Below are 21,866 nucleotides of genomic sequence, written 5' to 3'. Positions count from 1 at the left end.
ACTTTACGGTTGACCCAAGGTAGCTTTAAGCACGGCGGTCAGGTGGCGCCGACGGCTGCTGGCATGTTCGAGCAAGCCGACATGGCGCACGCGCTGCGGTTCGCCAAAGGGCAGCAATGTCACGGCGGGCAGGTGCTGCAAGTCTTCGTCAGCCAGGGGCACGATGGCCACGCCCAGGCCCATCGAGGCCATGTGCGTCAGGGCTTGCTGGCTGTCCAGCTCCATCTGCTCACTGACCGGCAACTGCTGCTTGCGCAGTTCCTGTTCGATGATACGCCCGGCCCAGGCGCGTTTATCAAAACGCAGAAATGGCTGGCTGGCGAGTAAATCCCTCAGGTTCGCACCGGCAAAGCCCGGACCGGCGACGGCCCAGAAACGGTTCTGGTAAAGCGGGGTGAAGTCCAGATTGGGCGGGAAGGGCGGTACGGGTTCAGTGGTGATAGCGGCATCCAGTTCACCGTCTTCGACGCGCCGGGCAAGCTCGGCGGACATGCCCGAGAGCACGCTGATATGCAGATGCGGATGCTCGGCCTTGATCCGCACCAGCGCTGCGGGCAGGCGCCCGGCCAGAGCAGTGTGGATGGCGCCGATCTTCAGCCGCCCACGCAACCCCGGGCCGCTGACCAGCGCGTCAGCCATCTCATCATAGGCGGCAAGGATACCCTCGGCGCGCTCGACCGCCAGATGTCCGGCTTCGGTCAGGCTGACCTGACGCCGGCTACGGTCGAACAGGCTGACCTGCAGTTCCTCCTCCAGGCTGCGGATATGCAGGCTGACCGCCGAGGGGGTCAGGCTCAGGACATCGGCAGCACGGGCAAATGTGCCGTGGCGAGCGATGGTAACCAGGGTGCGCAGGGCTTTGAGCGACAAACGCGGGCTCCGATTGTGCAGGAGGATGGGGGCTCATCATGGCGTCGATCAGCGTTGATTGAAAGCACCAGACTTGGTCTGGCCATAGGCCTGGGTAATCCGGTCGATCACCATGGCCAGGGCGACGATCGCCAGTCCGGCTTCCATGCCCTTGCCGACATTCAACGTCTGAATCCCCGCCAGTACATCCTCGCCCAGCCCTCGCGCGCCGATCATCGAGGCGACCACCACCATCGACAGGGCCATCATCACCGACTGGTTGAGCCCGGCCATGATGCTCGGCATGGCCAGTGGCAGCATAACCCGGCGCAGCCGTTGCCAGCGTCCGGCGCCCAGCCCTTGGGCGGCCTGGGTCAGGGACGGATCGATCTGTGACAAGCCCAGTTCGGTCAGGCGGATCAGCGGCGGCAGCGCGTAAATCAAGGTGGCGAAAATCGCCGGGACCTTGCCCAGACCAAACAGCATCAGCACCGGAATCAGGTAGACGAAGCTGGGCAGGGTCTGCATGACATCGAGTACCGGCAACAGCAATTGGCGTGCCCGCGGCCGGCTGGCCAGCAATACACCGATAGGCACACCGATCAGAATGCACAGTCCGGTACTCACCAGCACTAAAGCACAGGTTTGCAGGAGCTTGTCCCACAGACCGATCACCCCGATCAAAAACAGCAAGCCGCTCAGCACCAGCGCCCGGATCACGCTGCGACTGGCATGCCAGGTGAGCAGTGCGACGACCAGCAGTAATAACCACCAGGGTGTTGCACGCAACAGGTTTTCCAGAGCGACCAGCAATTGCAGCAGGCTTTCGGAGACGCCGCGCAATTGATCGCCGTAAGCCAACACCAGCCAGTCGACGAAACGGTTGACGCTGTCAGCGAAGGAGACGTGCAGGGTTTCCGGAAAGCCTCCACTCACAAGCCGACCCCGACACGTTCGGCGACTTCGCTGGGCAGCCAGGCTTTCCAGATGGCCGGATGATCACGCATGAAATTCAGCGCGGCATCCTTGGGGGATTCGCGTTTTTCGCTCATCTGCGCCAGGGCTTTGTTCAAGGTGTCGATGGGGATGTCGACCTTGGCGAAGAACTCGACCAGTTGCGGATACTCGTTGCGAAAAGGTGCGGAGATGCCGATCGACAACTTCGCAGGCAGTGATCGTGAGCCTTGTGGATTGGGGTTGTTGGCGTCTGTCAGGGTCTTCCAGGCCGCTTCGTTGAATGGCGGCTCTTCCAGCCGAACCAGAGAGAAACGGCCCATCAAAGGGGTAGGTGACCAGTAGTAGAACAGCACCGGCTTGCCGCGGCGGATCGCCGAGGTGATTTCGGCATCCAAGGCGGCGCCGGAGCCACTGCGAAAGTTCACGTAGTCGTTGTCCAGGCCATAGGCCTTGAGCTTCTGGCTGTTGACGATCTCGGAGGTCCAGCCACTTGGGCTGTTGAGGAAACGGCCCTTGTCAGGTGTTTCCGCGTCCTTGAAGACGTCCTTGTACTGTTTCAGATCGGTCACCGCGTGCAGTTGCGGGGCCAGGGCCTGGATGCCGCGGGCAGAATCCCCCTTGATCACGTATTCAGGTACATACCAGCCTTCATCGGCGTTCTTCACCGTGTCGCCGATGGCGAACACCTGACCGGCCTGTTCGGCCTTGACCCAGGCCGGGCTGCGACCTGCCCATTCCTCAGCGATCACCTGGATGTCATTGCGCGCCAGGGCCACTTCCATGCTGACGGTACTGCCGGGGAGGGTATCGGTGGGGAAGCCGTAACCTTTCTCGACGATCAGTCGCAGGATCTCGGTGGTCAGGCTGCCGCTTTCCCAGGTGATGTCGCCAAAGTGGATGGGCTTGCGCGGCTCGCTGGCCGCGGCGGTGACCAGGCCCAGAGCGAGCACCAGGCCGGCCAGCAGCGTCGGGATGTTCTTCATAGGGGCCTCGTCGTTGGCGGTCCAGGCGTTCGGGCAAGTGTAGACGACGAGCTGAGGTGCATTGTCCGGGTACACAAGGCGCTGTGGAATGCCTTCACGCTGCACGTGTGACCTGGCTGGGTGTGAGCATGTGCATTGGCAGGCCCGACGAAGGGCACGGGTGCAAAACACGGAAGGCTGAACCTATGAATCTTGATGTGAGCTTTGTTTACTACCGCAATTTCCGTTTCGATGGAAAATTCCACGTGCGCTGTATCGGCAGCGACCTGAGCAAAGTCAAAAGCATCCGCTATGAGCTGGAGAAGGCCGGACCTGAAGGCCCAGTGCAGATCGATGCGAAGTCCGTGCATTCACAGGCCCACAGTGGCGACCTGGTCGATCATGGCTGTCCTGCCACCCTGCGCGCCGAGCCGGCGACCGGCACTTACACGATCAGAACTCGGATCAGGGTAATGGATGACGTGTCGGGTCTGCCTGTCGACTCTTTTCGCTCGCTGCAGATGGACCCATTGATTATCGTCATCAACGAAGGCGAGCTGAGCCGAAGCATTCTCGACACTGTACCGCTGGAGGCAGGGCTCAGCAGACGCAGGCGGTTCGTTAATGCGTCTGCGGGTGAAAGGCGTGGAGTGGTGGACCCGTACCGTGAATCGCTAGAGACGCTCCCCGACGTGGAGCCTGGCAAGTCCTACCCGACCTTGGTGCTCAAGTTCAGCGATGGGGGCCTTGAGCGATTTTTCTCCGAGCTCCAGCCGGACTCAGGTTCCGACCTTGTGCGTCTTTGGCCCAAGCTGAACCAGGTAATCGATCCCCGGCCTTTGCTCGACCCGCAGGAGCGCCAGGAGGACAAACTGGAAGCGTTCAGGGACTACTGCTACCTGGAACAGCCCGCAAGTATGCTCAATGACACCTATGTAGCGTTGATCAAGACCCTGGCGGCGCTGGAATACCTTGAATCCCTTCACTTTGTGCCGCCTGACCGGGAGGAGGGTAACATTCTGATTGCTGGTGCTGCGGCCGTGCTGGCAACGCTGATCACGGGTGCTGCAGTGGTGGCGGGCGACAAGGCTTATGACAACGCACAGCCAACGCCTGACTTCGAGCCGCTGCAAACGTACTTGGACGAACCCGGCCCTCGATACAAGGGCATGAATGTCCGCAAGGCATGGGCGCAGCAGGTGATCGGGAAAGGGGCTCGCGTGCACTTTTCAGATGGTGGGCTGTTCCCGAACCATGAAGACCTGCAAGGCAATCCCAATCTAAAGATCATCACACTACAACCCAATGGTAATCCTAACCATGGAACCCAATCAGTGGGGATCCTGTTGGCTACGCCCAACGGTATCGGCATGACCGGCGTGTGCCACGCAAGCGAATTGTACCTCTACAACAATCATGCTCGGAATCAGGCTTTCCGTGCCCAGGCGCCGAAGGATCTTCTGCGCCATGTCGAACCCGGGGACATCGTTGCCATCAACCGGCAGTCGGCCAATGGCAACGTGTTGGCGACGTTCTTGCCATCAATCCATGAACGGGAGTGGTGGGAGATGACCCAAGCGCTGACCGAACGGGGGGCCGTGGTGCTCTTCGCGGCTGCCAATGGCAGCCATGCGACGGATGCAAGCAAGGACACCACGAAGGGTTATGGCGTCAATCTCTCGCAGTGGCGGTACTTTGATGATCATGGAGACGTCAATGCAATACTGGTGGGTGCCTGTCAGTCGTGGGACGGTAAACCTCATCAGTACTCAAACTTTTCCTACCCCAACCGGATGCTCAATGCCTCGGGGGACAGCGTAGCCACCCTCGGTTATGGCAGTGATCGACTGCAAGACAAATCCGGTAGCGACAGGGACTACACTGCCACCTACGGTGGGACTTCAAGCGCAACTCCCCTGGTCACGGGGGCGCTGAGCCTGATCCAGTCGTACGCCATGGAGCAGCACCACCTCTATTTGAATGCCGACCAGATGCATTTGCTGGTCATGCAGGCAGGCTATCGTGATGCCACGTTACCTCACTCGGAGGTACTGCCGATGGGGGCAAGGCCGAACGTGCACGGTGCATTGGTGCTGCTCGATCAGATCCTGGGCGGTGGCAGGTTCCACTCGCCCAGGGATGAGCTCTGACCCGCGAGCGTGAGGGGCGCTCGCAGGACGTTACGCCTCAGACCCGGAACTGATCCATCAATCCCTGCTGCTGGTTGGCCAGGCTGTTGAGCGACTGGCTGACCCGCGCCGATTCGTTGGCCTGGCCGGACAGCGATTCGGTCACGTCGCGAATGGTCGCGACGTTATTGTTGATTTCCTCGGCTACGGCGCTTTGTTCTTCGGCGGCACTGGCGATCTGCAGGTTCATGTCGCTGATTACCGTGACCGCATCGCCAATCTGCTGCAAGGCGGTGACCGCCTGGCTGACCTGCTCGACGCTGCCTTGTGCCTGGCGATGACTGCTGTCCATGGCACCTACCACTTCGCGCGTACCGGCCTGCAGCTCTTCGATCACCTGACGGGTTTCTTCCACCGACTCCTGAGTGCGTCGGGCGAGATTGCGCACTTCATCGGCAACCACGGCGAAGCCGCGGCCCGCTTCACCGGCACGGGCCGCTTCGATGGCGGCATTGAGGGCCAGCAGGTTGGTCTGTTCGGCGATAGAGCGGATGACTTCCAGCACCGAGCCGATCTTCTCGCTGTTTTCGGCCAGGCCTTCGACCTGAGCCATGGCGGCGCTCATGTCGGCTGCCAGGGTATCGATGCTGGTGGTGGTGCGATCGATAACCGACAGGCCCTGGCGAGTGGCCTGGTCGGCGTCACGGGCTGCCTGGGCGGCCTGGGCGGCACTGCGGGCAACATCCTGGGCGGTAGCGCTCATTTCATGCGAAGCAGTGGCAACCTGGTCGACCTGGCGGTACTGCTGCTCCATGCCGGCGCTGGTCTGGCTGGCAATCGCCGAAGACTGGTCGGCGGTGTCGCGGGCTGCCTGCACCGAGCGCTTGACCTCGGCAATGGTCGGCTGCAGCTTGTCCAGGAAACGGTTGAACCAGCCGGCCAGTTCGCCCAGTTCGTCGCGCTTGTCGTACTGCAGGCGGCGGGTCAGGTCGCCTTCGCCACTGGCGATGTCCTTGAGCATGGCCGCCACACCGAGGATCGGCCGGGTCACACCGCGCGCCATCAGCCAGATCATCAGCAAGCCAACGATGGCCGCCAGTGCGCCCAACCCCAGCTCGATCAGGGTACCGCTGGTATTGCTGCGGTCGAGTTCCTGCTTGAGGGCCTCGGCCGGGCCGGTCAGGGCGCTTTCCGGAACGTCGAGCAGTACGCCCCAGGATTTGCCGCCCGGGATCGGCGCAAAGGAGGCCAGCACTTTCAGGCGCTGCTGGTGATGGATGCTGTGAATGGGCGTGCTGTCGGCCAGCAGGCGGATCACTTCGGCGCCTTTCTCTGGATCGACCTGGTCAAAGCGCCGGGCCAGCTTGCCGGCATCCGGGCTGTAGCCGGCCAACAGGCCCACGGGGCTGAGGATGCTGACCTGGGTCTGGCCCTGGTAGAGGTTGCGGCTGGCTTGCTGGCTCATGGCCTGCAGACTGTTGAGGTTGATGTCGATAGACAAAGTGGCAACCACCTTGTCGGCGACCATCAGCGGGAACACGATGCTTGTCATCAGCACCTGCTGGCCGTTGATCTCATAGAAGTAGGGTTCGATCACGCAGGTCTTGCGGGTGGTGCGTGGGCACACCGACCAGGTGTTGGCCGGCTCGCCGCTGGGGCCGATGCTGGTATCGGCCATGTCTTTTTCCGGCAGGGCCATGGAGGTCAGTTGGCCTGGAGTCGGTTGCGACCAGTACAGGGCAAAGCGGCCTTTTTCGTTACTGCCCAGTTGCTCCTGGTTGACGAACAGTTCGTCTTTGTTGTCCAGCGCATTGGCTTCGAATACCAGTGACAGGCCGAGCAGGTCGGGGTTGGCCTGCAAGGCGGCGCGAACCTGGCGGGTCAGGTCTTCGCGCAGGTCGAAGGCATCGAGAAAGCGCTTTTCGGCCTGTTCGCGCAGGAACAGGACCTGACGGGCGAAACCGGCACCGTACTGATAGGCATCCATGAACTGGCGACGAATGTTCAAGGCCTGGACTTCGCCCTGGGATTCGATGCGTCCCTGGGCTGACTCGGTGAGCATCTGCATGCTGCTGGTCTTGACCAGCTCCGAGCTATGTCCCATGCGATACAACGAAAGGCCCACCAGCAGGGTAACGATGCTGGCCAGGCACAAACCGGCGAGCAGGGTGATTTTCCACTGAATGGAAAGTTGTCTGAACGACATGGCGAAGTCCTTTGATCCAAAAAGATTGAGGCTGCCGACGTTATCGGCGGTTGCGCCGCGTTCTTTATTCAAACGATCAATTTAAATGCGTCGTTTTCGTGCATTCCTACGACACCAATCGGCCAGTGAACTTTGACAAGCGCGAGGCCCTGCTTCAGAGTGTGCGCCCTCCATAAAAATACCGTCGTTCGGCCACTGCTCCGGGGCAGTTTGTCGCCGAATCGGTCGCTTTTTGTCTGGTTTCTAGAGGTCACAGGAATGAATGCAGTAATTGCCGCGGTCGGCATCATGCTGATCTTGAGTCTGTCCCGCGTGCATGTGGTGATCGCCCTGATCGTCGGTGCGCTGGCCGGCGGATTGGTGGGCGGCCTGGGAATTGAAGGCACGCTCAAAGCATTCAACGGTGGGCTCGGCGGCGGTGCCACCGTGGCCTTGTCCTATGCCTTGCTCGGTGCCTTTGCGGTGGCGATTGCCAAGTCCGGCATGGCCCATGCCCTGGCCGACCGCGCCCTGGCGATGGTTGGCAAGCAAGGGCATGCCGATGGTGGCAAGGTCAAATGGCTGCTGATCGGCTTGCTGCTGCTGGTGGCGATTTCCTCGCAGAACATCCTGCCCATCCACATTGCCTTCATTCCCCTGTTGGTGCCGCCGCTGCTCTATGTCCTGACCAAGCTGCAGATCGACCGGCGCTTGGTGGCCTGCGTGATGACCTTTGGTTTGATCACGCCTTACATGTTCCTGCCGGTGGGCTTTGGCAACATCTTCCTCAATGAGATTCTGCTGGCCAACGTCAGTCGTAGCGGGGTGGATGTCAGCGCAGTCAACGTCACCCACGCCATGGCCATCCCGGCGGCGGGCATGCTGTTCGGCCTGCTCCTGGCGGTGTTTTTCAGTTACCGCAAAAAGCGTGTCTACGACCTGGAAAAAATCGAGCAGGTCGAGCAGGTAGCGGTGCGCTACAACCCGCTGACCCTGCTGGTTGCCGGGGTTGCCATCGCGGCGGCGTTCATCATCCAGCTGTGGCTGGACTCGATGATCATCGGCGCCATGGTCGGTTTTCTGATTTTCTCGGTGTCGGGCATCGTGCGCTGGAAGGACACCGATGACCTGTTTACCGAAGGCATGAAGATGATGGCCATGATCGGCTTCATCATGATTGCCGCTTCCGGTTTTGCCGAGGTCATGAAGGCCACCGGTGAGGTCAAGAGCCTGGTCGAGACCTCGGCGCTGTGGATCGACCACAGCAAAGGTGTCGGCGCACTGCTGATGTTGCTGGTGGGGCTGCTGGTGACCATGGGCATCGGCTCATCGTTTTCCACGGTGCCGATTCTTGCCGCGATCTTTGTGCCGCTGTGTGTGCAGTTGGGCTTCGATCCGGTTGCCACAGTGTGCATCGTTGGCACCGCCGGTGCACTGGGTGATGCCGGCTCACCGGCCTCGGATTCGACCCTGGGCCCGACCTCCGGCTTGAACGTAGACGGCCAGCATCACCACATCTGGGACACCGTGGTGCCGACCTTCATTCACTACAACCTGCCACTGCTGGCGTTCGGCTGGCTGGCGGCAATGACGCTATAGTGCGCAGCAGCGCGGGGATGAGTGTAAGGCTCAGCCCCGTGCCGGCGGTGGCGAGATACGGTTGAGGAGCATGCTGCCGTCCTTGTTGCGGGTCAGATAGACCGGCAACACCTTGGGCAGGTTGCTGACCAGACGCTTGATCTGCGTCGTGTCGTAGATGCCACTGATACGAATGCTGCCGGTGTTTTCGTCGGCCAGTCGCAGTGGCTGCTCCAGGTAGCGGTTGATCTGCGGCAGGGCCTGGGCCAGGCTCAGGTTGTCGAGGATCAGTTTGCCGTTGCGCCAGGCCAGACTGGTGTCATGTGCGTAGGTCTGACTCAGGCGTGGTTCGTAGTCACCGGTCTGGTAGCTGGCCTGCATGCCCGGGCCCAGGCGATAGCCGCCATCGCTGTCATTGGCATCGCTGCTGACCAGCACCGAACCTTCGACCAGGGTCACCTTGACCTGATCTTCATACTTCCAGACATTGAACTGGGTACCGGTGACGCGGGTCTGGCCCTGGGCTGCATGCACGACGAAGGGGTGCAGGCTGTCGTGCCGGACCTTGAAGAAGGCTTCGCCTTTGACCAGAGTGACCCGGCGCTGGTCCTTGTAGTTGGTGAAGCGCAGTTCGGTCCCCAGGTTCAGCTCGACCTGGCTACCATCGCTGAGTACCACATGACTGATGGCGTCGCCGCTTTCCAGGTACTGGTAGTGGTTGGGCAGCCAGCCTTGTTCCCAGCCGACCCAGGCACCGAGCGGCAGCGCCACCAGAGCGATGGCGGCGGCCGAGGCATAGTGGCGCCAGGCGCTTTGGCGACGCCGGGGAAGGTGGATGACATTACCAGGGGTGGCGCTGCGTGGCAGATGATCGGCGGTCTGCCAGATATCCAGCATGGCCTGGTATTCCTGAGCATGCAGCGGGTCGGCAGCCAACCATTGCGCAAACGCCTGGCGTTCGGCTGCTGTGCAGTCCTCAGCTTGCAAACGCAGGCACCAATGCGCGGCGGCATCGCTGATGGCATCGTGTTCGTCGGCGCTGTGGCTGGTGTGGTTCATCAAGGCTCCCGGTTTTGCCTATTCTACCCTTGCAGCGTAGGCGGCGAGAACCCGGAATAATGGCGAATGACTATCAGTTGTAAGATTTTTCACCGGGAAAAATCCGCTAAAAGCACTGAATTCACAGCCATACCCCGTCCGATGACGGGGTATGCCGCGCTACCGTGGGCGACTGACGGTAGTGAGCGGGTTCAGAAGTGTTCACCAGCCAGGCTGAACAGCGAGGTGCTGCCTGCCCGGATGCTGGCTTGCAGCGACAAGGTGCGTGGTAACAGGCGAGCGAAGAAGAACGCCGCGGTTGCGCGTTTAGCTGCGTAGAAAGCCGGGTCTTGCGCCATGTTTGCTGCGGCCACGGCATCCATGCGCGCCCACATGTAGGCATAAGCCACATAGCCAAACAGTTGCAGGTATTCGACCGAGGCGGCGCCGACCGCGTTGGCGTCTTCGCGGGCTTGCTCGCACAGCCACTGGCTGAGGCTGAGCAGGTCGTTGGTGGCCTTGAGCAGTGGCTCGCGGTAGGGCGTGTCCTGATCACAGAAACGGCGGATCTGTTCAGTGAACTCGGTCAGTGCCCGGCCACCCTCCGCCACCACCTTGCGACCGAGCAGGTCGAGGGCCTGGATACCGTTGGTGCCTTCATAGATCTGTGCGATGCGCACATCGCGCACCAGCTGTTCCTGACCCCACTCGCGGATGTAGCCGTGACCGCCGAACACCTGCTGGCCGAGCACACAGCTTTCCAGGCCGTTGTCGGTGAAGAACGCTTTGGCCACGGGCGTCAGCAGGGCTACCTGGCGCTGGGCGAGGTCGCGCTCTTCGGTATCTTCAGCGTATTTGGCGAGGTCCAGTTGCTGGCCGACATAGGTGGCGAAGGCACGTCCGCCTTCGGTCAGGGCGCGCATGGTCAGCAGCATGCGGCGCACATCCGGGTGGACAATGATCGGGTCGGCGACCTTGTCGCGCGCCTGCGCTCCGGTGGGTGCCCGGCTTTGCAGGCGGTCCTGGGCATAGCGCGCGGCGTTCTGGTAGGAGGCTTCGGCGCAGCCGATGCCCTGGATGCCAATGGACAGGCGCTCGTAGTTCATCATCGTGAACATGGCCGCCAGTCCGCGGTTCGCCTCGCCAATCAGGTAGCCAGTGGCGCCGTCGAAGTTCATCACGCAGGTAGCCGAGGCCTTGATGCCCATCTTGTGCTCGAGCGAGCCACAGTGCGCCGGATTACGCGGGCCCAGGCTGCCGTCGGCATTGACCAGGAACTTGGGCACCAGAAAGAGCGAGATACCCTTGGGCCCGGCCGGGGCATCGGGCAGTTTGGCCAGGACCAGGTGGATGATGTTTTCAGTCAGGTCCTGTTCGCCGCCGGTAATGAAAATCTTGGTGCCGCTGATGCGGTAACTGCCATCGGCAACGGGTTCCGCCTTGGTGCGGATGATCCCCAGGTCCGTGCCGGCATGTGGCTCGGTCAGGCACATGGTGCCGGCCCACTGGCCGCTGTACAGCGGCGGCAGATAAGTAGCCTTGAGCTCATCACTGGCGTGGGCGTCGAGGGCCAGGCAGCAGCCCGCGCTCAGCGCCGAGTAGAGGCTGAAGCTGCAGTTGGCGGCATAGAGCATCTCTTCAAATTGCACTGCGAGCATTTTCGGCATGCCCAGGCCACCGTGCTCGGGGTTGCCGGCAAGGCCGACCCAGCCGCCTTCGCGGTAGGTCTGCCAGGCCTGGGCAAAGCCATCCGGGGTGCGTACTTGCCCTGCGTCAAACGTCACGCCCTGTTCATCGCCATTGCGGTTGAGCGGGGCGATCAACTGGCCGGTGATTTTCGCCGCTTCTTCGAGGATGGCATCGGCGGTATCGGCGTCCACCCGTTCGGCCAGTGCCGGCAGGCGTGCCCACAGGGCCGGGCCCTGGAACACTTCATGAAGGACAAAGCGCATGTCGCGCAGTGGAGCATTGAATTCAGGCATGCGGATTTCTCGCTGTCAAAGGGGGATCAGAGCGCCTTGGCCCAGTCGCGCAACAGGTACTTCTGGATCTTGCCGGTGGAGGTTTTCGGCAGTTCGCTGAAGACCACGGTCTTGGGCAGCTTGAAGCCCGCCAGGTGCTCACGGCAGAAACTGATGATGTCGGTGTCGCGGGTCTGCTCGAAGCCCACCTTGAGGGTGATGTAGGCACAGGGCGTTTCGCCCCACTTGTCATCCGGGCGGGCAACCACGGCGGCTTCGAGGACGGCCGGGTGCTTGTAGAGGGTGTCTTCGACTTCGATGGTGGAGATGTTCTCGCCGCCGGAAATGATGATGTCCTTGAGCCGGTCCTTGATTTCCACATAGCCGTCGGCATGCCAGACCGCCAGGTCGCCGGTATGAAACCAACCGCCGCGGAAGGCTTCGGCCGTGGCTTCGGGGTTTTTCAGATAGCCCTTCATCACCGTGTTGCCGCGCATGAATATTTCACCCAGGGTGTTGCCATCGCGTTGCACCGGTTCCAGGGTTTGCGGGTCGGCAACCATCAAGCCTTCCAGAGTGGGGTAGCGCACACCCTGACGCGACTTGATCCGCGCCCGTTCAGCCAGCGGCTGCTCGTCCCATTCAGCGTGCCAGGCGCACACGGTCACCGGGCCGTAAACTTCAGTCAGGCCGTAGACGTGGGTGACCTTGATGCCCATTTCTTCCACTGCACCGATGACCTTGGCCGGTGGCGCGGCACCGGCGACCATGGCGTTGACCGGGTGGTCGATGGCCGCTTTGGCCGAGTCAGGCATGTTGATCAGGGCGTTAAGCACGATCGGCGCACCGCACAGGTGGGTCACCTGATGTTCACGGATAAGGGTGAGGATCTTCTGCGGGTCGACGCGGCGCAGGAACACATGAGTGCCCGCCAGCGCCGTGACGGTCCAGGGGTAGCACCAGCCGTTGCAGTGGAACATCGGCAGGGTCCACAGGTAGACCGGATGGTTACCCATGGCCCAGGTCATCTGGTTACCCAGCGCGTTGAGGTAGGCGCCGCGGTGGTGATAGACCACGCCTTTGGGATTGCCGGTGGTGCCGGAGGTGTAGTTCAGCGAGATGGCCTGCCATTCGTCCTCGGGCCATTGCCAGGCGAATTCGGGATCGCCTTCGGCGAGAAAGGCCTCATAGTCCAGGTCACTGACCGCCTGGCCCTCGCCGTATTCCGGATCATCGACATCGACCACCAGCGGCGGGTATTCCATCAGCGCCAGCGCTGCGCTGATGACCTTGTGGAACTCGCGGTCGGTGATCAGCACCTTGGCTTCACCGTGTTCGAGCATGAACGCAATGGCTTCGGCGTCCAGGCGTACGTTGAGGGCGTTGAGCACAGCGCCAATCATCGGCACACCGAAGTGCGCTTCAAGCATGGCCGGAATGTTCGGCAGCATCACCGCTACCGTATCGCCCTGAGCGATCCCGCGGCCAGCCAGGGCACTGGCCAGGCGTCGGGAGCGTTCGTAGGTCTGTTGCCAGTTGCGCCGGATGGCACCATGAATCACCGCCGGGTACTGGCCGTAGACCGCTGCCGTGCGTTCGATGAAACTCAGGGGGCTCAGGGCCTGGTGATTGACAGGGGCGGGCGCCAGGCCCTGGGAGAAGATCGACATGAATGGTTCCTGTGCAGGGGGCGCCCGTATGGCGAACTGCAACCCCCGGTGGCTGATTGTTAGCTCTGATCAGGTGTCGTGAAGGGCAGGCCCTTCAGGTGTCACAATTTTTACGTGAAACGCTATGGTACTTGGAAGATAGACTATAGCAATATAGTAGAAGTACTATAGGCGCTTTAAACACAACTCGTTGAGCACCGCCATGACGTATTTGCTCGCCAGCGACCCACAGCCCAGTCTCATCCTGGATGCATCTGCAGCCGTGCTGGCAGTCAATCCGGCCTTGCAGGCGATGCTCGGGCCCTGGCCGGCGCGTACGGTCGACTACTGGTTGCCGAGTAACGTCCAGGCGCTGGTCAACGCTTGCCTGAACCAGGCGCGCGCCATCAGTGATGTCGAAGCGGCGGTGGCTGACAGGATCCTGCTGTGGACCTTGATTCCCGCCAGCACCGCTCAGGTGCTGGCGCGATGCCGTGACGCCACGGCCGAGCGCCTGGCCGAGCGTGAGGCCAGCCAGGCCCGGCGTCTGTATCGACTGATCACCGAAAACACCACCGACCTGATTTCCCGGCACAGCCCCGACGGCTGTTTTCTCGATTCCTCGCCGGCGTCCTATCGCTTGCTTGGCTATTGGCCCGAGGAACTGCGCGGGGTCGCAGTGCACTCACTGTTTCATCCCCAGGACCGTCAGCAGGCGTTGCTGCAAGCCGCCCAGGCCCTGGAGCAGGACGGTTACCAGACCATGACCTGCCGCGTGCGTCATCGCGACGGTCGCGACCTGTGGTTCGAGATTGCCAGCCGGGCAATTCGCGAAACCTATACCGGGGCGGTGGTGGAGATTGTCAGCGTCTCACGAGACATCAGCGTGCGCATCGAGGCGCAGGAGAACCGCAGGCGCCTGGCCGAAGTGGTGGAGGCCAACACCGACCTGGTGCTGTTCACCGACCGCGACGGCCACCTCAGTTACCTCAATCGTTCGGCGCGACGGGCGCTGGGGTTGCAGGAAGTAGAGGTATTGCCGCGATTACAGGCATTGCTCGATCCAGGCTTGCAGCAACGCCTGGACCGCGAAGGCTGGCAGTGCGCCGAACAGTCGGGGGTCTGGCACGCCGAGACTCGGCTGGTTCCCTGGCAGGGCGCTGCGGCGTTTCCGGTGTCATTGGTGCTGCTGGCCCATCGTGGCACCGGTGGCGAGCGCTACTACTCGCTGGTAGCCCGCGACATGACCGAGCGCGAATTGCGCGAAAATCAGCAGCGCCGCCATCAAGACGAACTGGCCCACAGCGCGCGGTTGATCACGCTCGGCGAACTGGCCTCCGGCATCGCGCATGAAATCAATCAGCCGCTGGCCGCTGTGGTTAATTACGCTGGGGCCAGTCAGCGTTATCTGCAAGCCCTGGATCGTGATCCGCAGGCCGCCCCGCGGGTTGCCCAGGGCTTGCAGCGCATCAGCGAACAGGCGACCCACGCCGCCGAAGTGATCAAACGCTTGCGTGCGTTCTTACGCAAGGAGCCGCGGCGTTTGCAGGCGTTGGCCGTTGCCGATGTCGCGAGTGAAGCGGTTCGCCTGTGCGATTGGGAGGCGGCGCGCGACCAGGTGAGCATCGAGCTGGAGATCGGCGATCCGCTACCTGCGGTCTATGCCGACCGGGTCTTGCTCGAACAGGTACTGCTCAACCTGTTGCGCAATGCAATCGACGCCAACCGCGAGCAGCATCAGGGCCAACCCTCGCGTATCGTGCTCAGCGCCGCGCTGAGCGAAGGGCAAGTACAGATACAGGTCAGCGATCAGGGCCCCGGTGTGTCGGCAGAGCGTCTGGACGGTATTTTTACTCCCTTCAACACCAGCAAGCCGGAAGGCCTGGGGCTTGGCTTGAGCATGAGCCGCAGTATCATCGAGGGCTTTGGCGGTACTTTGCAGGCGTTGCCGGGTGCGGCGGGTGGCTTGACCTTGTGTTGCCGGCTGGCGCCAGTGGCAAGTGTCTGAACAGAGGAAGTGTGATGCAGCAACCGAAAGTCTATGTGGTCGACGATGACCAGGGCATGCTCGATTCCACAGTCTGGCTGCTGGAGTCGGTCGGGATTCAGGCGTTGCCTTTTACCAGTGGCCAGGCGTTTCTGGAGGCCTGTGACGCACACTTGCCCGCCTGTGTGTTGCTCGATGTACGCATGCCCGGGATGGGCGGGCTGAGTGTGCAAGAGGCCTTGCGCGCGCGCGACGTCGACCTGCCGGTGATCTTCCTCAGTGGTCATGCCGACGTCCCGATCGTGGTCCGGGCGTTCAAGGCCGGTGCCTGTGATTTCATTGAAAAGCCCTATAACGACCAGCTGTTGCTGGACGCAGTCCAGGCGGCGCTCGAGCGTTCAGTCCAGGCGCTGGCGGGCAGCTGCGCGCGTGCGGCGGTGCAGACGCGGATTGACAGCCTGACCCCGCGTGAGCGGGATGTGTTCGTGCCACTGGTGCAGGGCTTCAGTAATCGCGAGATCGCCGAGCAGCTTGAGGTCAGTGTGAAGACCGTGGACCTGTATCGGGCACGGGTGATGAAGCGCATGGAGGCCGAGCACCTGCCCGCGTTGGTGGGGATGGCGATTGCTTGTGGGGTAGTGCAGCCATTGAGCTTGCGCTGAAATCGCGTCGCCTCTATCGCCGGCAATGCCGGCTCCCACAGTTGTTGATGCATCACCTGTCTTTGTGGGAGCTGGCCTTGCCAGCGAAGGCTTGAAACACCTGCTGCTACTAAGACCGCCGCCCGAGCAACAGCCCCACCACCAAGCCGAACCCCGCCGAAATCGCGACGGTCTGCCACGGATGACCACCAATGTAGTCCTGAGTGGCATCAACCATCGGCTGCGCCTTGCTGCGCACAGTACCGATCGCTTCACGCGCCTGCTTGAGCTTGAGCCCGACCTGCTCGCGCAGGGTTTCGGCGTCTTCGCCAACCAGCGCGGCGCTGTCGCGCAGCAGTTTTTCCGACTCTTCGATCAAGATCTGCAATTCGCTGAACGCCTGATCCTTGATTTGCTCGGCATCGGCTTGCACCGTGGTTTTCCTGGCCATGGACACTTCCTCGTCGATTGATGGGCATTGAACAATGGATGCCGGTGGGCGCGGAAAGTTGCAGCGGTTTGCCGGGCCCTTGCGGCTACAGTGTAAGATAGCGCCTATTTTCCAGTGGCAGGACACCCCTCATGAGTTTCAATCTGGCCAACAAGAGCTTCGCCGAACGGGCGCAGATCGAGGACGAGAAAGCGCGACTGTTCGAGCTCTGGCAGACCAACCTGGGCAAGGCCAAGGGCGAAGCCGCGCGGCTGATCGCCGAAAAGCCCCGGCGCAAGGGCAAATGGGCCGAATGGGTGCGCTCGGAACTGGACGGCATGTCGCCGCCCGAGTTCGCCAATATGGTCCGTAGTGAAGTCAACAAACTGATGGCGGCGGCCAAGTAAAGCCGAACTGGGCTGGCGCGAAAACACGGGGACGTTGAAACCTGTCGGTCTTTTGAACGATACTGTTTCTCATTAACGTCTGACTTCCGTTGCCAAGGCCCATCGAATCCCTCCATGTTGACGTCTCCCGTGTCCGGGCTGCTGGCCAGTTTCCAGGAACATTACGATGACCTGCTGCAGTTCCTGACCCGGCGCATGAGCGACCGTCAGCGGGCCGCTGATGTGGCCCAGGAAACCTACCTCAAGCTGGTCAAGATCGAGCAGCAGGATGTGCCGGTGTTGCATGCGCGCAGTTTCATCTTCCGCGTGGCCGGCAACCTGGCCATCGATACCCTGCGCCGCGAACAGCGCATGGCCGGCAATCTCGACGACAGCGCAGCCGCAAGCCAGGTGCCGTGCCCGGCACCCGCACCGGAGGCTGCCTTGCTGGCCCGTGAGCGCCTGGCACAATTGGACGAAGCGTTGCTGCAGCTGCCTGCCAACGCTCGTCAGGCATTGTTGCTCAATCGCGTCGAAGGCCTGACCCAGGCGCAAATCGCACAACAGCTGGGCGTTTCCGAGAGCATGGTGGCAAAATACATCGGCCAGGCCCTGCGCCATTGCCGCGACTGGCTCAAACACAACCATGATTGATGCCTTGACCATGCCTGTACCGCAGCCGCTCAGCGATTTATCCGACGATGCCCTCGACTGGCAGGTGTTGTTGCATTCCGGCAACGCCAGTGACGCCGATCGCACGCGTTACCAGCGTTGGCGGCAGTTGAGTCCGGCCCACGCCGAGGCGGCGCAGGAGGCGGAGGCCTTGTGGGGTGATCTGGGCCAGACCCGGGCCGCTGCCGAGTTGACGGTCCCAGCGCCACGCCGTCGTCGCTGGGGTTCGGCCCTGGCCGCTTCGCTGGTGTTGGCGCTGGTCGGCTATGGTGGCTGGCAACAGGCGCCGGCCTTGCTCGCCGACTACCACACCAGCGTCGGTCAGCAGCAGCGCATTACCCTTGCCGACGGCTCGCAGGTACTGCTTAACAGTGGCAGTGCCTTGTCGGTGGACTTCAGCGATGGCCAGCGTCGGTTGATGCTCACGGCGGGCGAGGCGCTGTTCGAGCCGGCCAGCGACCCGCGCCCCTTTGTCGTCGAGGCCGGTGGCGAATCGGTGCAGGGGAGTGGGGCGGTATTTAGTGTGCGTCGTGATGGCAGCCATAACCGCGTGGTCATTGCCGAGGGTGAGGCACAGGTGGGTGAGCGCAGGTTGCAGGCCACTGCGGACGCCGGGGCGCTGACTGCCTGGCAGCGCGGCAAGCTGATCTTCAACGGCAAACCATTGCGCGAGGTGCTGGCCGAGCTTGAGCGCTATCAGCATGGGCGCATTGTGTTGTCCGATCAGCAGCTGGGGGCAATGCAGGTCAGTGGGGTGTTTGACCTGGATGACCCTCAAGGGTTGTTGCGTACGCTTGAGCAGCGTTATGCGCTGAAGGTTACCTATCTGCCTTGGCTGGCTGTGGTGTATTGATCAATGCTATCGCGGGGCAAGCCCGCTCCCACCGGGGGGAACGTGATGCACCTGTGGGAGCGGGCTTGCCCCGCGATAGATCGGAACAGAAAAATAAATTCACGTTGGCACTGCAAGTTCTTCTTCGCCCAATCGTCGTAGTGAGACTGATCAGCAATCCATTCTCATTTACACCTTGCCTGGAAGAACATTGTGAAGGCTACGCTCAAGCCAATCGCCCGCTCCACCGGTAGTTTCAAACACGCTCTGCTGGCGTCCACCGCCGTCGCCGCGCTGCTCGGCCCAGTCTGGGTACACGCGGCCGATAGCGTGAATACCGCGCAATCCAGCACCCAGCAAGACCGTGAAGTGAGCCTGGCGCTGCCAGCCCAGGACCTTGACCAGGCCCTGACCGCCTTCGCCGACCAGGCCGGCCTGCATCTGCTGTATACCACCGCCGACGTCGCCGGCTTGCAAAGCCCGGCCCTCGAGGGCAACTACAGCATCGCCCAGGCCTTGCAGAACCTGCTGGCCGGCAGCGGCATGAGCTGGCAGTTCAGCGATTCGCGCACGGTAATCCTGCGCAAGGCGCAGAACACTCCTGCCAGCGTCAGCCTCAAACCCATTGAAGTCAGCGTCGCTTCCCGTACCAGCACTTCGATCAGTGAAATTCCCGGCACCGTCTGGGTGGTTGATCAGCAGCAGCTCAACGAACAGATCAACAGCGGTGTCAGCCTCAAGGAGGCCATTGGCAAGCTGGTACCCGGCCTGGACCTGGCACCGGAAGGGCGTACCAACTATGGCCAGAACATGCGTGGTCGTAACGTTCTGGTGATGATCGACGGTGTCAGCCAGAACAGTTCCCGTGGCCTGTCGCGGCAGTTCGACAGCATCTCGCCGTTCAACGTCCAGCGTGTCGAAGTACTTTCCGGGGCCAGTGCCATCTACGGCGGCGGCGCCACGGGCGGCATCATCAACATCGTCACCAAGAAGGGTGAAGCCGGGCCAGCGCGTTTCGAGACCCAGGTTGGCGCCAGCAGTGGCTTCAACAACAGCGATGACCTTTCGACGCGCATCGCTCAATCGGTCAGCGGTGGCAACGAGCGGGTCAACGCACGCCTGGGGATTTCCGGCGAGCAGAACGAAGCCTTCTATGACGGCGCCGGCGACCAGATTTTCATCGACAACACCCAGACCGACTTGCAGTACAACCGCACCATTGATGTGCTCGGCAGCCTGGGTCTGCAATTCAACGACGAACAAAGCCTCGACCTGCTGGCCCAGTATTACGATTCGGGCAACCACGGCAGCACCGGGATCTACTTTCCCAATCTGAAGCACAATGCGCCCTCGAACCTGGAGGATGCAGAGCTGCGCAGTGGCTACTCCACCGACCTGGAACCACGCACCAAGCGTCTGTTGCTCAATGCCAATTACCATCACAGCGATGTGCTCGGTCAGGACTTCTACCTGCAGGCGTCGTACCGTAAAGAAGACGACAACTTCTATCCGTTCCCCTACTACAACCCCGGCAAGCCGGCGGGCGTCAAGGGTGTGTACTTCGCTGCGTCGCAGCAGAACTTTGAAGTAAGCAGTCTCAAGGCGCTGTTCGCCAAGCAGTGGGACGCGCTCAAGCTGACCTACGGCGTGGACCTGGACCGCGAGCGCTTCAACGCCGAGCAGACCACCTTCGATGCCCTGACGTCGTCTGAAAGCGGTGGCCTGGACCTGGACAAGGCCAGCAAGGCGCCGCGCTATCCCAGTTACCGGGTCGATGGCCTGTCGTACTACGCCCAGCTGGATTGGCACGCGACCGACAACCTGACCGTCTCCGGTGGTGCCCGGCGCCAGCAGATGGACGTGGATGTCGGCGACTTCAAGAACGTACCCGGCGGTAATAACGACTACCAGGTCAACCTGTTCAACCTTGGCACCATCTATGACTTCAAGAACGGTCATCAGGTCTGGACCAACTACGGCGAAGGTTTCGATCTGCCCGACCCGGCCAAGTATTACGGCAAACCCGGCTTGAGCGTCGAAGACAACCCGCTGGCGGGAATCAAGAGCCGTCAGGTCGAACTGGGCTGGCGCTATGCCGATCTGGACTGGGATGCCCAGGCGTCGGTGTACTACATCTGGTCGGACAAGATCATCACCACCGACATGGCCACCTTGACCATCAACGTCGAAGATCAGAAGAGCCGTGACTTCGGCTTCGAGGGCGCGCTGACCCGTCACTTCGAAAGTGGCTGGGAAGCCGGTAGCACCCTGCATCTGGTGCGTTCGGAGGAGGAGGACAAGGACGGTGACTGGATTAAGCGTGATGCCCGTTATGCCTCGCTGTCCAAATCCACGGCCTTCGTTGGCTGGAAGGGCGATGGGCGCAGTGCGCGCCTGCAAGCCAACCACGCCTTCACCCTCAAGGATGATGCCGATCACGAGATCAGCGGCTACACCACCTTTGACTTGCTGGGCAGCCAGGACACCGGTTTCGGCACCTTCAGTGCCGGCATCCAGAACCTGCTCGACAAACAGTACAGTACGGTCTGGGGCCAGCGCGCGACCCTGTTCTATTCGCCCACCTACGGCCCGGAGTACTTGTATGACTATCAGGGCCGCGGTCGCACCTACACCCTGACCTGGTCGATGGCTTACTGAGTCAGGCGAACGCACTCAGCAGATCAGCGTTGAAGGCTTGCTGGGCATCGCTGGGCACCTGGGCGCGGTGGCGGGCGAGGGCGAAGGGAACCTGGAAGTTGAGTGCCGGGTCGAGCCCGTGCAACAAGCCGCGCTCGACCCACGGTGCGGCGAAGTGGCAGGGCAGGTAGCCGATGTGGCGCCCGGAGAGAATAAACGCCAGGGCGCCCTCGACCTGCTCGGAGCGCGCCGACGCGCGACCGCCGCTGAGCGGGTCAGGGTTTTCCAGAAAACTGTAGGGATGTTCGACCTGGTCGGCTTCCAGCAGTACCTCCAGGCTGACTTGCGCCTGGCTGGCCAGCGGGTGGTGGCTGGCGCAGTACAGGCGCTGGGTTTCTTCGAACAATGGCGTGTAGTCGAAGGCGGACTGTTTACCGGAGAAGTAACCGATGGCCAGGTCCAGACGCTGCTGCAACAGCAGGCGCTCAAGATCGGCCGGCATGGCGCTGACCAGTTCCAGGCGTACCGATTCGTCACGTTGGCGAAAGCGCTCGATGGCTTGCGCCAGACGCAGGGTCACGCTGCTGTCCTGAGCTTCGGAAATGCCCACGCGCACCTCACCGAGTAAACGCCCGGCGACGCCATTGGCCTGATGGCGAAAGGCTTCGATCTGCACCAGCAGTTCCCGTGTCGCCTTGAGCAGCACCTCACCTTTGGCTGTCAGGCCAAAACCGCCTTTGCCGCGACTGCACAGGCGATAGCCAAGGCGCGTCTCCAGGCGCGCCATCTGCTGGCTGATGCTCGGCTGGCTCAGGCCCAGCACGCCCTGGGCGGCACTGAAGCCGCCGGCCTCGACTACAGTGACGAACAGCCGCAGCAGGTGCAGGTCGAGGTCGTGCAGTTGTCCGAGCATCAAACATTGCTCCAGATGAATGTCAGGTTAAGTAACTTGTCATTTTAGCAATGTAACCCG

Annotated in this window: 16 protein-coding genes and 1 pseudogene; 8 read left to right on the top strand and 9 right to left on the bottom strand. The window is 61.8% G+C overall.

Features of this window, described 5'->3' with window-relative positions:
* Window positions 1–3: 3 nt before the first annotated feature.
* Genes NPS47_RS12780 through NPS47_RS12770 form a run of 3 tightly spaced genes read right to left on the bottom strand, consistent with a single transcriptional unit; the run spans window position 4 to window position 2,789 of the window.
* Window positions 4–870, bottom strand: a complete 867-nt coding sequence (locus tag NPS47_RS12780) for a LysR family transcriptional regulator (protein ID WP_274295288.1) — start codon at window positions 868–870, stop codon at window positions 4–6.
* A 48-nt stretch (window positions 871–918) separates the two neighbouring features.
* On the bottom strand, window positions 919–1,785 hold the full coding sequence (locus NPS47_RS12775; protein ID WP_274295287.1) for an ABC transporter permease: 867 nt from the start codon (window positions 1,783–1,785) through the stop codon (window positions 919–921).
* On the bottom strand, window positions 1,782–2,789 hold the full coding sequence (locus NPS47_RS12770) for an ABC transporter substrate-binding protein (RefSeq protein WP_274295286.1): 1,008 nt from the start codon (window positions 2,787–2,789) through the stop codon (window positions 1,782–1,784). Before NPS47_RS12770 ends, NPS47_RS12775 begins: the two co-directional genes overlap by 4 nt.
* Before the next feature lie 185 nt (window positions 2,790–2,974).
* On the opposite strand from NPS47_RS12770, the gene NPS47_RS12765 reads away from it, so the two are divergent.
* Window positions 2,975–4,918 carry a S8 family serine peptidase gene (locus tag NPS47_RS12765; protein WP_274295285.1) on the top strand — a complete coding sequence of 648 codons (1,944 nt, stop codon included), beginning with the start codon at window positions 2,975–2,977 and terminating at the stop codon, window positions 4,916–4,918.
* A gap of 37 nt (window positions 4,919–4,955) precedes the next feature.
* Here NPS47_RS12765 and NPS47_RS12760 read toward each other — a convergent pair whose 3' ends face one another.
* Window positions 4,956–7,103, bottom strand: a complete 2,148-nt coding sequence (locus tag NPS47_RS12760; protein ID WP_274295284.1) for a methyl-accepting chemotaxis protein — start codon at window positions 7,101–7,103, stop codon at window positions 4,956–4,958.
* A gap of 258 nt (window positions 7,104–7,361) precedes the next feature.
* Between NPS47_RS12760 and NPS47_RS12755 the strand changes: the two genes are divergently transcribed.
* Window positions 7,362–8,681 carry a Na+/H+ antiporter family protein gene (locus NPS47_RS12755; protein WP_274295283.1) on the top strand — a complete coding sequence of 440 codons (1,320 nt, stop codon included), beginning with the start codon at window positions 7,362–7,364 and terminating at the stop codon, window positions 8,679–8,681.
* A 30-nt stretch (window positions 8,682–8,711) separates the two neighbouring features.
* Here the strand turns inward: NPS47_RS12755 and NPS47_RS12750 are convergent, their stop codons facing one another.
* From NPS47_RS12750 to NPS47_RS12740, 3 genes are all read right to left on the bottom strand, one after another.
* Window positions 8,712–9,719 carry a FecR family protein gene (locus NPS47_RS12750; RefSeq protein WP_274295282.1) on the bottom strand — a complete coding sequence of 336 codons (1,008 nt, stop codon included), beginning with the start codon at window positions 9,717–9,719 and terminating at the stop codon, window positions 8,712–8,714.
* A gap of 191 nt (window positions 9,720–9,910) precedes the next feature.
* Entirely contained in the window at window positions 9,911–11,680 is a 1,770-nt protein-coding gene (locus tag NPS47_RS12745; RefSeq protein ID WP_274295281.1) for an acyl-CoA dehydrogenase C-terminal domain-containing protein, read from the bottom strand.
* 26 nt (window positions 11,681–11,706) lie between these two features.
* Window positions 11,707–13,329 carry an acyl-CoA synthetase gene (locus NPS47_RS12740; protein WP_274295280.1) on the bottom strand — a complete coding sequence of 541 codons (1,623 nt, stop codon included), beginning with the start codon at window positions 13,327–13,329 and terminating at the stop codon, window positions 11,707–11,709.
* A gap of 202 nt (window positions 13,330–13,531) precedes the next feature.
* Between NPS47_RS12740 and NPS47_RS12735 the strand changes: the two genes are divergently transcribed.
* Window positions 13,532–15,316 carry a PAS domain S-box protein gene (locus NPS47_RS12735; protein ID WP_274295279.1) on the top strand — a complete coding sequence of 595 codons (1,785 nt, stop codon included), beginning with the start codon at window positions 13,532–13,534 and terminating at the stop codon, window positions 15,314–15,316.
* A 14-nt stretch (window positions 15,317–15,330) separates the two neighbouring features.
* Entirely contained in the window at window positions 15,331–15,957 is a 627-nt protein-coding gene (locus NPS47_RS12730; RefSeq protein WP_274295278.1) for a response regulator transcription factor, read from the top strand.
* A gap of 109 nt (window positions 15,958–16,066) precedes the next feature.
* Here NPS47_RS12730 and NPS47_RS12725 read toward each other — a convergent pair whose 3' ends face one another.
* A complete protein-coding gene (locus tag NPS47_RS12725; RefSeq protein ID WP_274295277.1) occupies window positions 16,067–16,387 on the bottom strand; it encodes a DUF883 family protein in 321 nt (106 codons plus the stop codon).
* Between the two features lie 131 nt (window positions 16,388–16,518).
* On the opposite strand from NPS47_RS12725, the gene NPS47_RS12720 reads away from it, so the two are divergent.
* From NPS47_RS12720 to NPS47_RS12705, 4 genes and pseudogenes are all read left to right on the top strand, one after another.
* Window positions 16,519–16,773, top strand: coding sequence for a hypothetical protein (locus tag NPS47_RS12720; RefSeq protein ID WP_038612906.1), 255 nt, complete (start codon window positions 16,519–16,521; stop codon window positions 16,771–16,773).
* Window positions 16,774–16,887: 114 nt separating this feature from the next.
* A pseudogene (locus NPS47_RS12715) lies at window positions 16,888–17,394 on the top strand (RNA polymerase sigma factor); the annotation flags it as partial.
* 4 nt (window positions 17,395–17,398) lie between these two features.
* Window positions 17,399–18,277, top strand: a complete 879-nt coding sequence (locus NPS47_RS12710; protein ID WP_337993421.1) for a FecR family protein — start codon at window positions 17,399–17,401, stop codon at window positions 18,275–18,277.
* Between the two features lie 192 nt (window positions 18,278–18,469).
* The gene (locus NPS47_RS12705; RefSeq protein WP_274295275.1) at window positions 18,470–20,914 is read left to right on the top strand and encodes a TonB-dependent siderophore receptor; all 2,445 of its coding nucleotides are present in this window, start codon (window positions 18,470–18,472) and stop codon (window positions 20,912–20,914) included.
* 1 nt (window position 20,915) lies between these two features.
* On the opposite strand, the gene NPS47_RS12700 is transcribed toward NPS47_RS12705, so the two are convergent.
* Window positions 20,916–21,806, bottom strand: coding sequence for a LysR family transcriptional regulator (locus tag NPS47_RS12700; RefSeq protein WP_274295274.1), 891 nt, complete (start codon window positions 21,804–21,806; stop codon window positions 20,916–20,918).
* Window positions 21,807–21,866: the final 60 nt, after the last annotated feature.

Source organism: Pseudomonas putida, from assembly GCF_028682475.1.
Taxonomy (GTDB): Bacteria; Pseudomonadota; Gammaproteobacteria; order Pseudomonadales; family Pseudomonadaceae; genus Aquipseudomonas; species Aquipseudomonas putida_AG.
The sequence above is the reverse complement of the archived record's forward strand: the minus strand, read 5'-3'. Positions and strand labels throughout refer to the sequence as shown.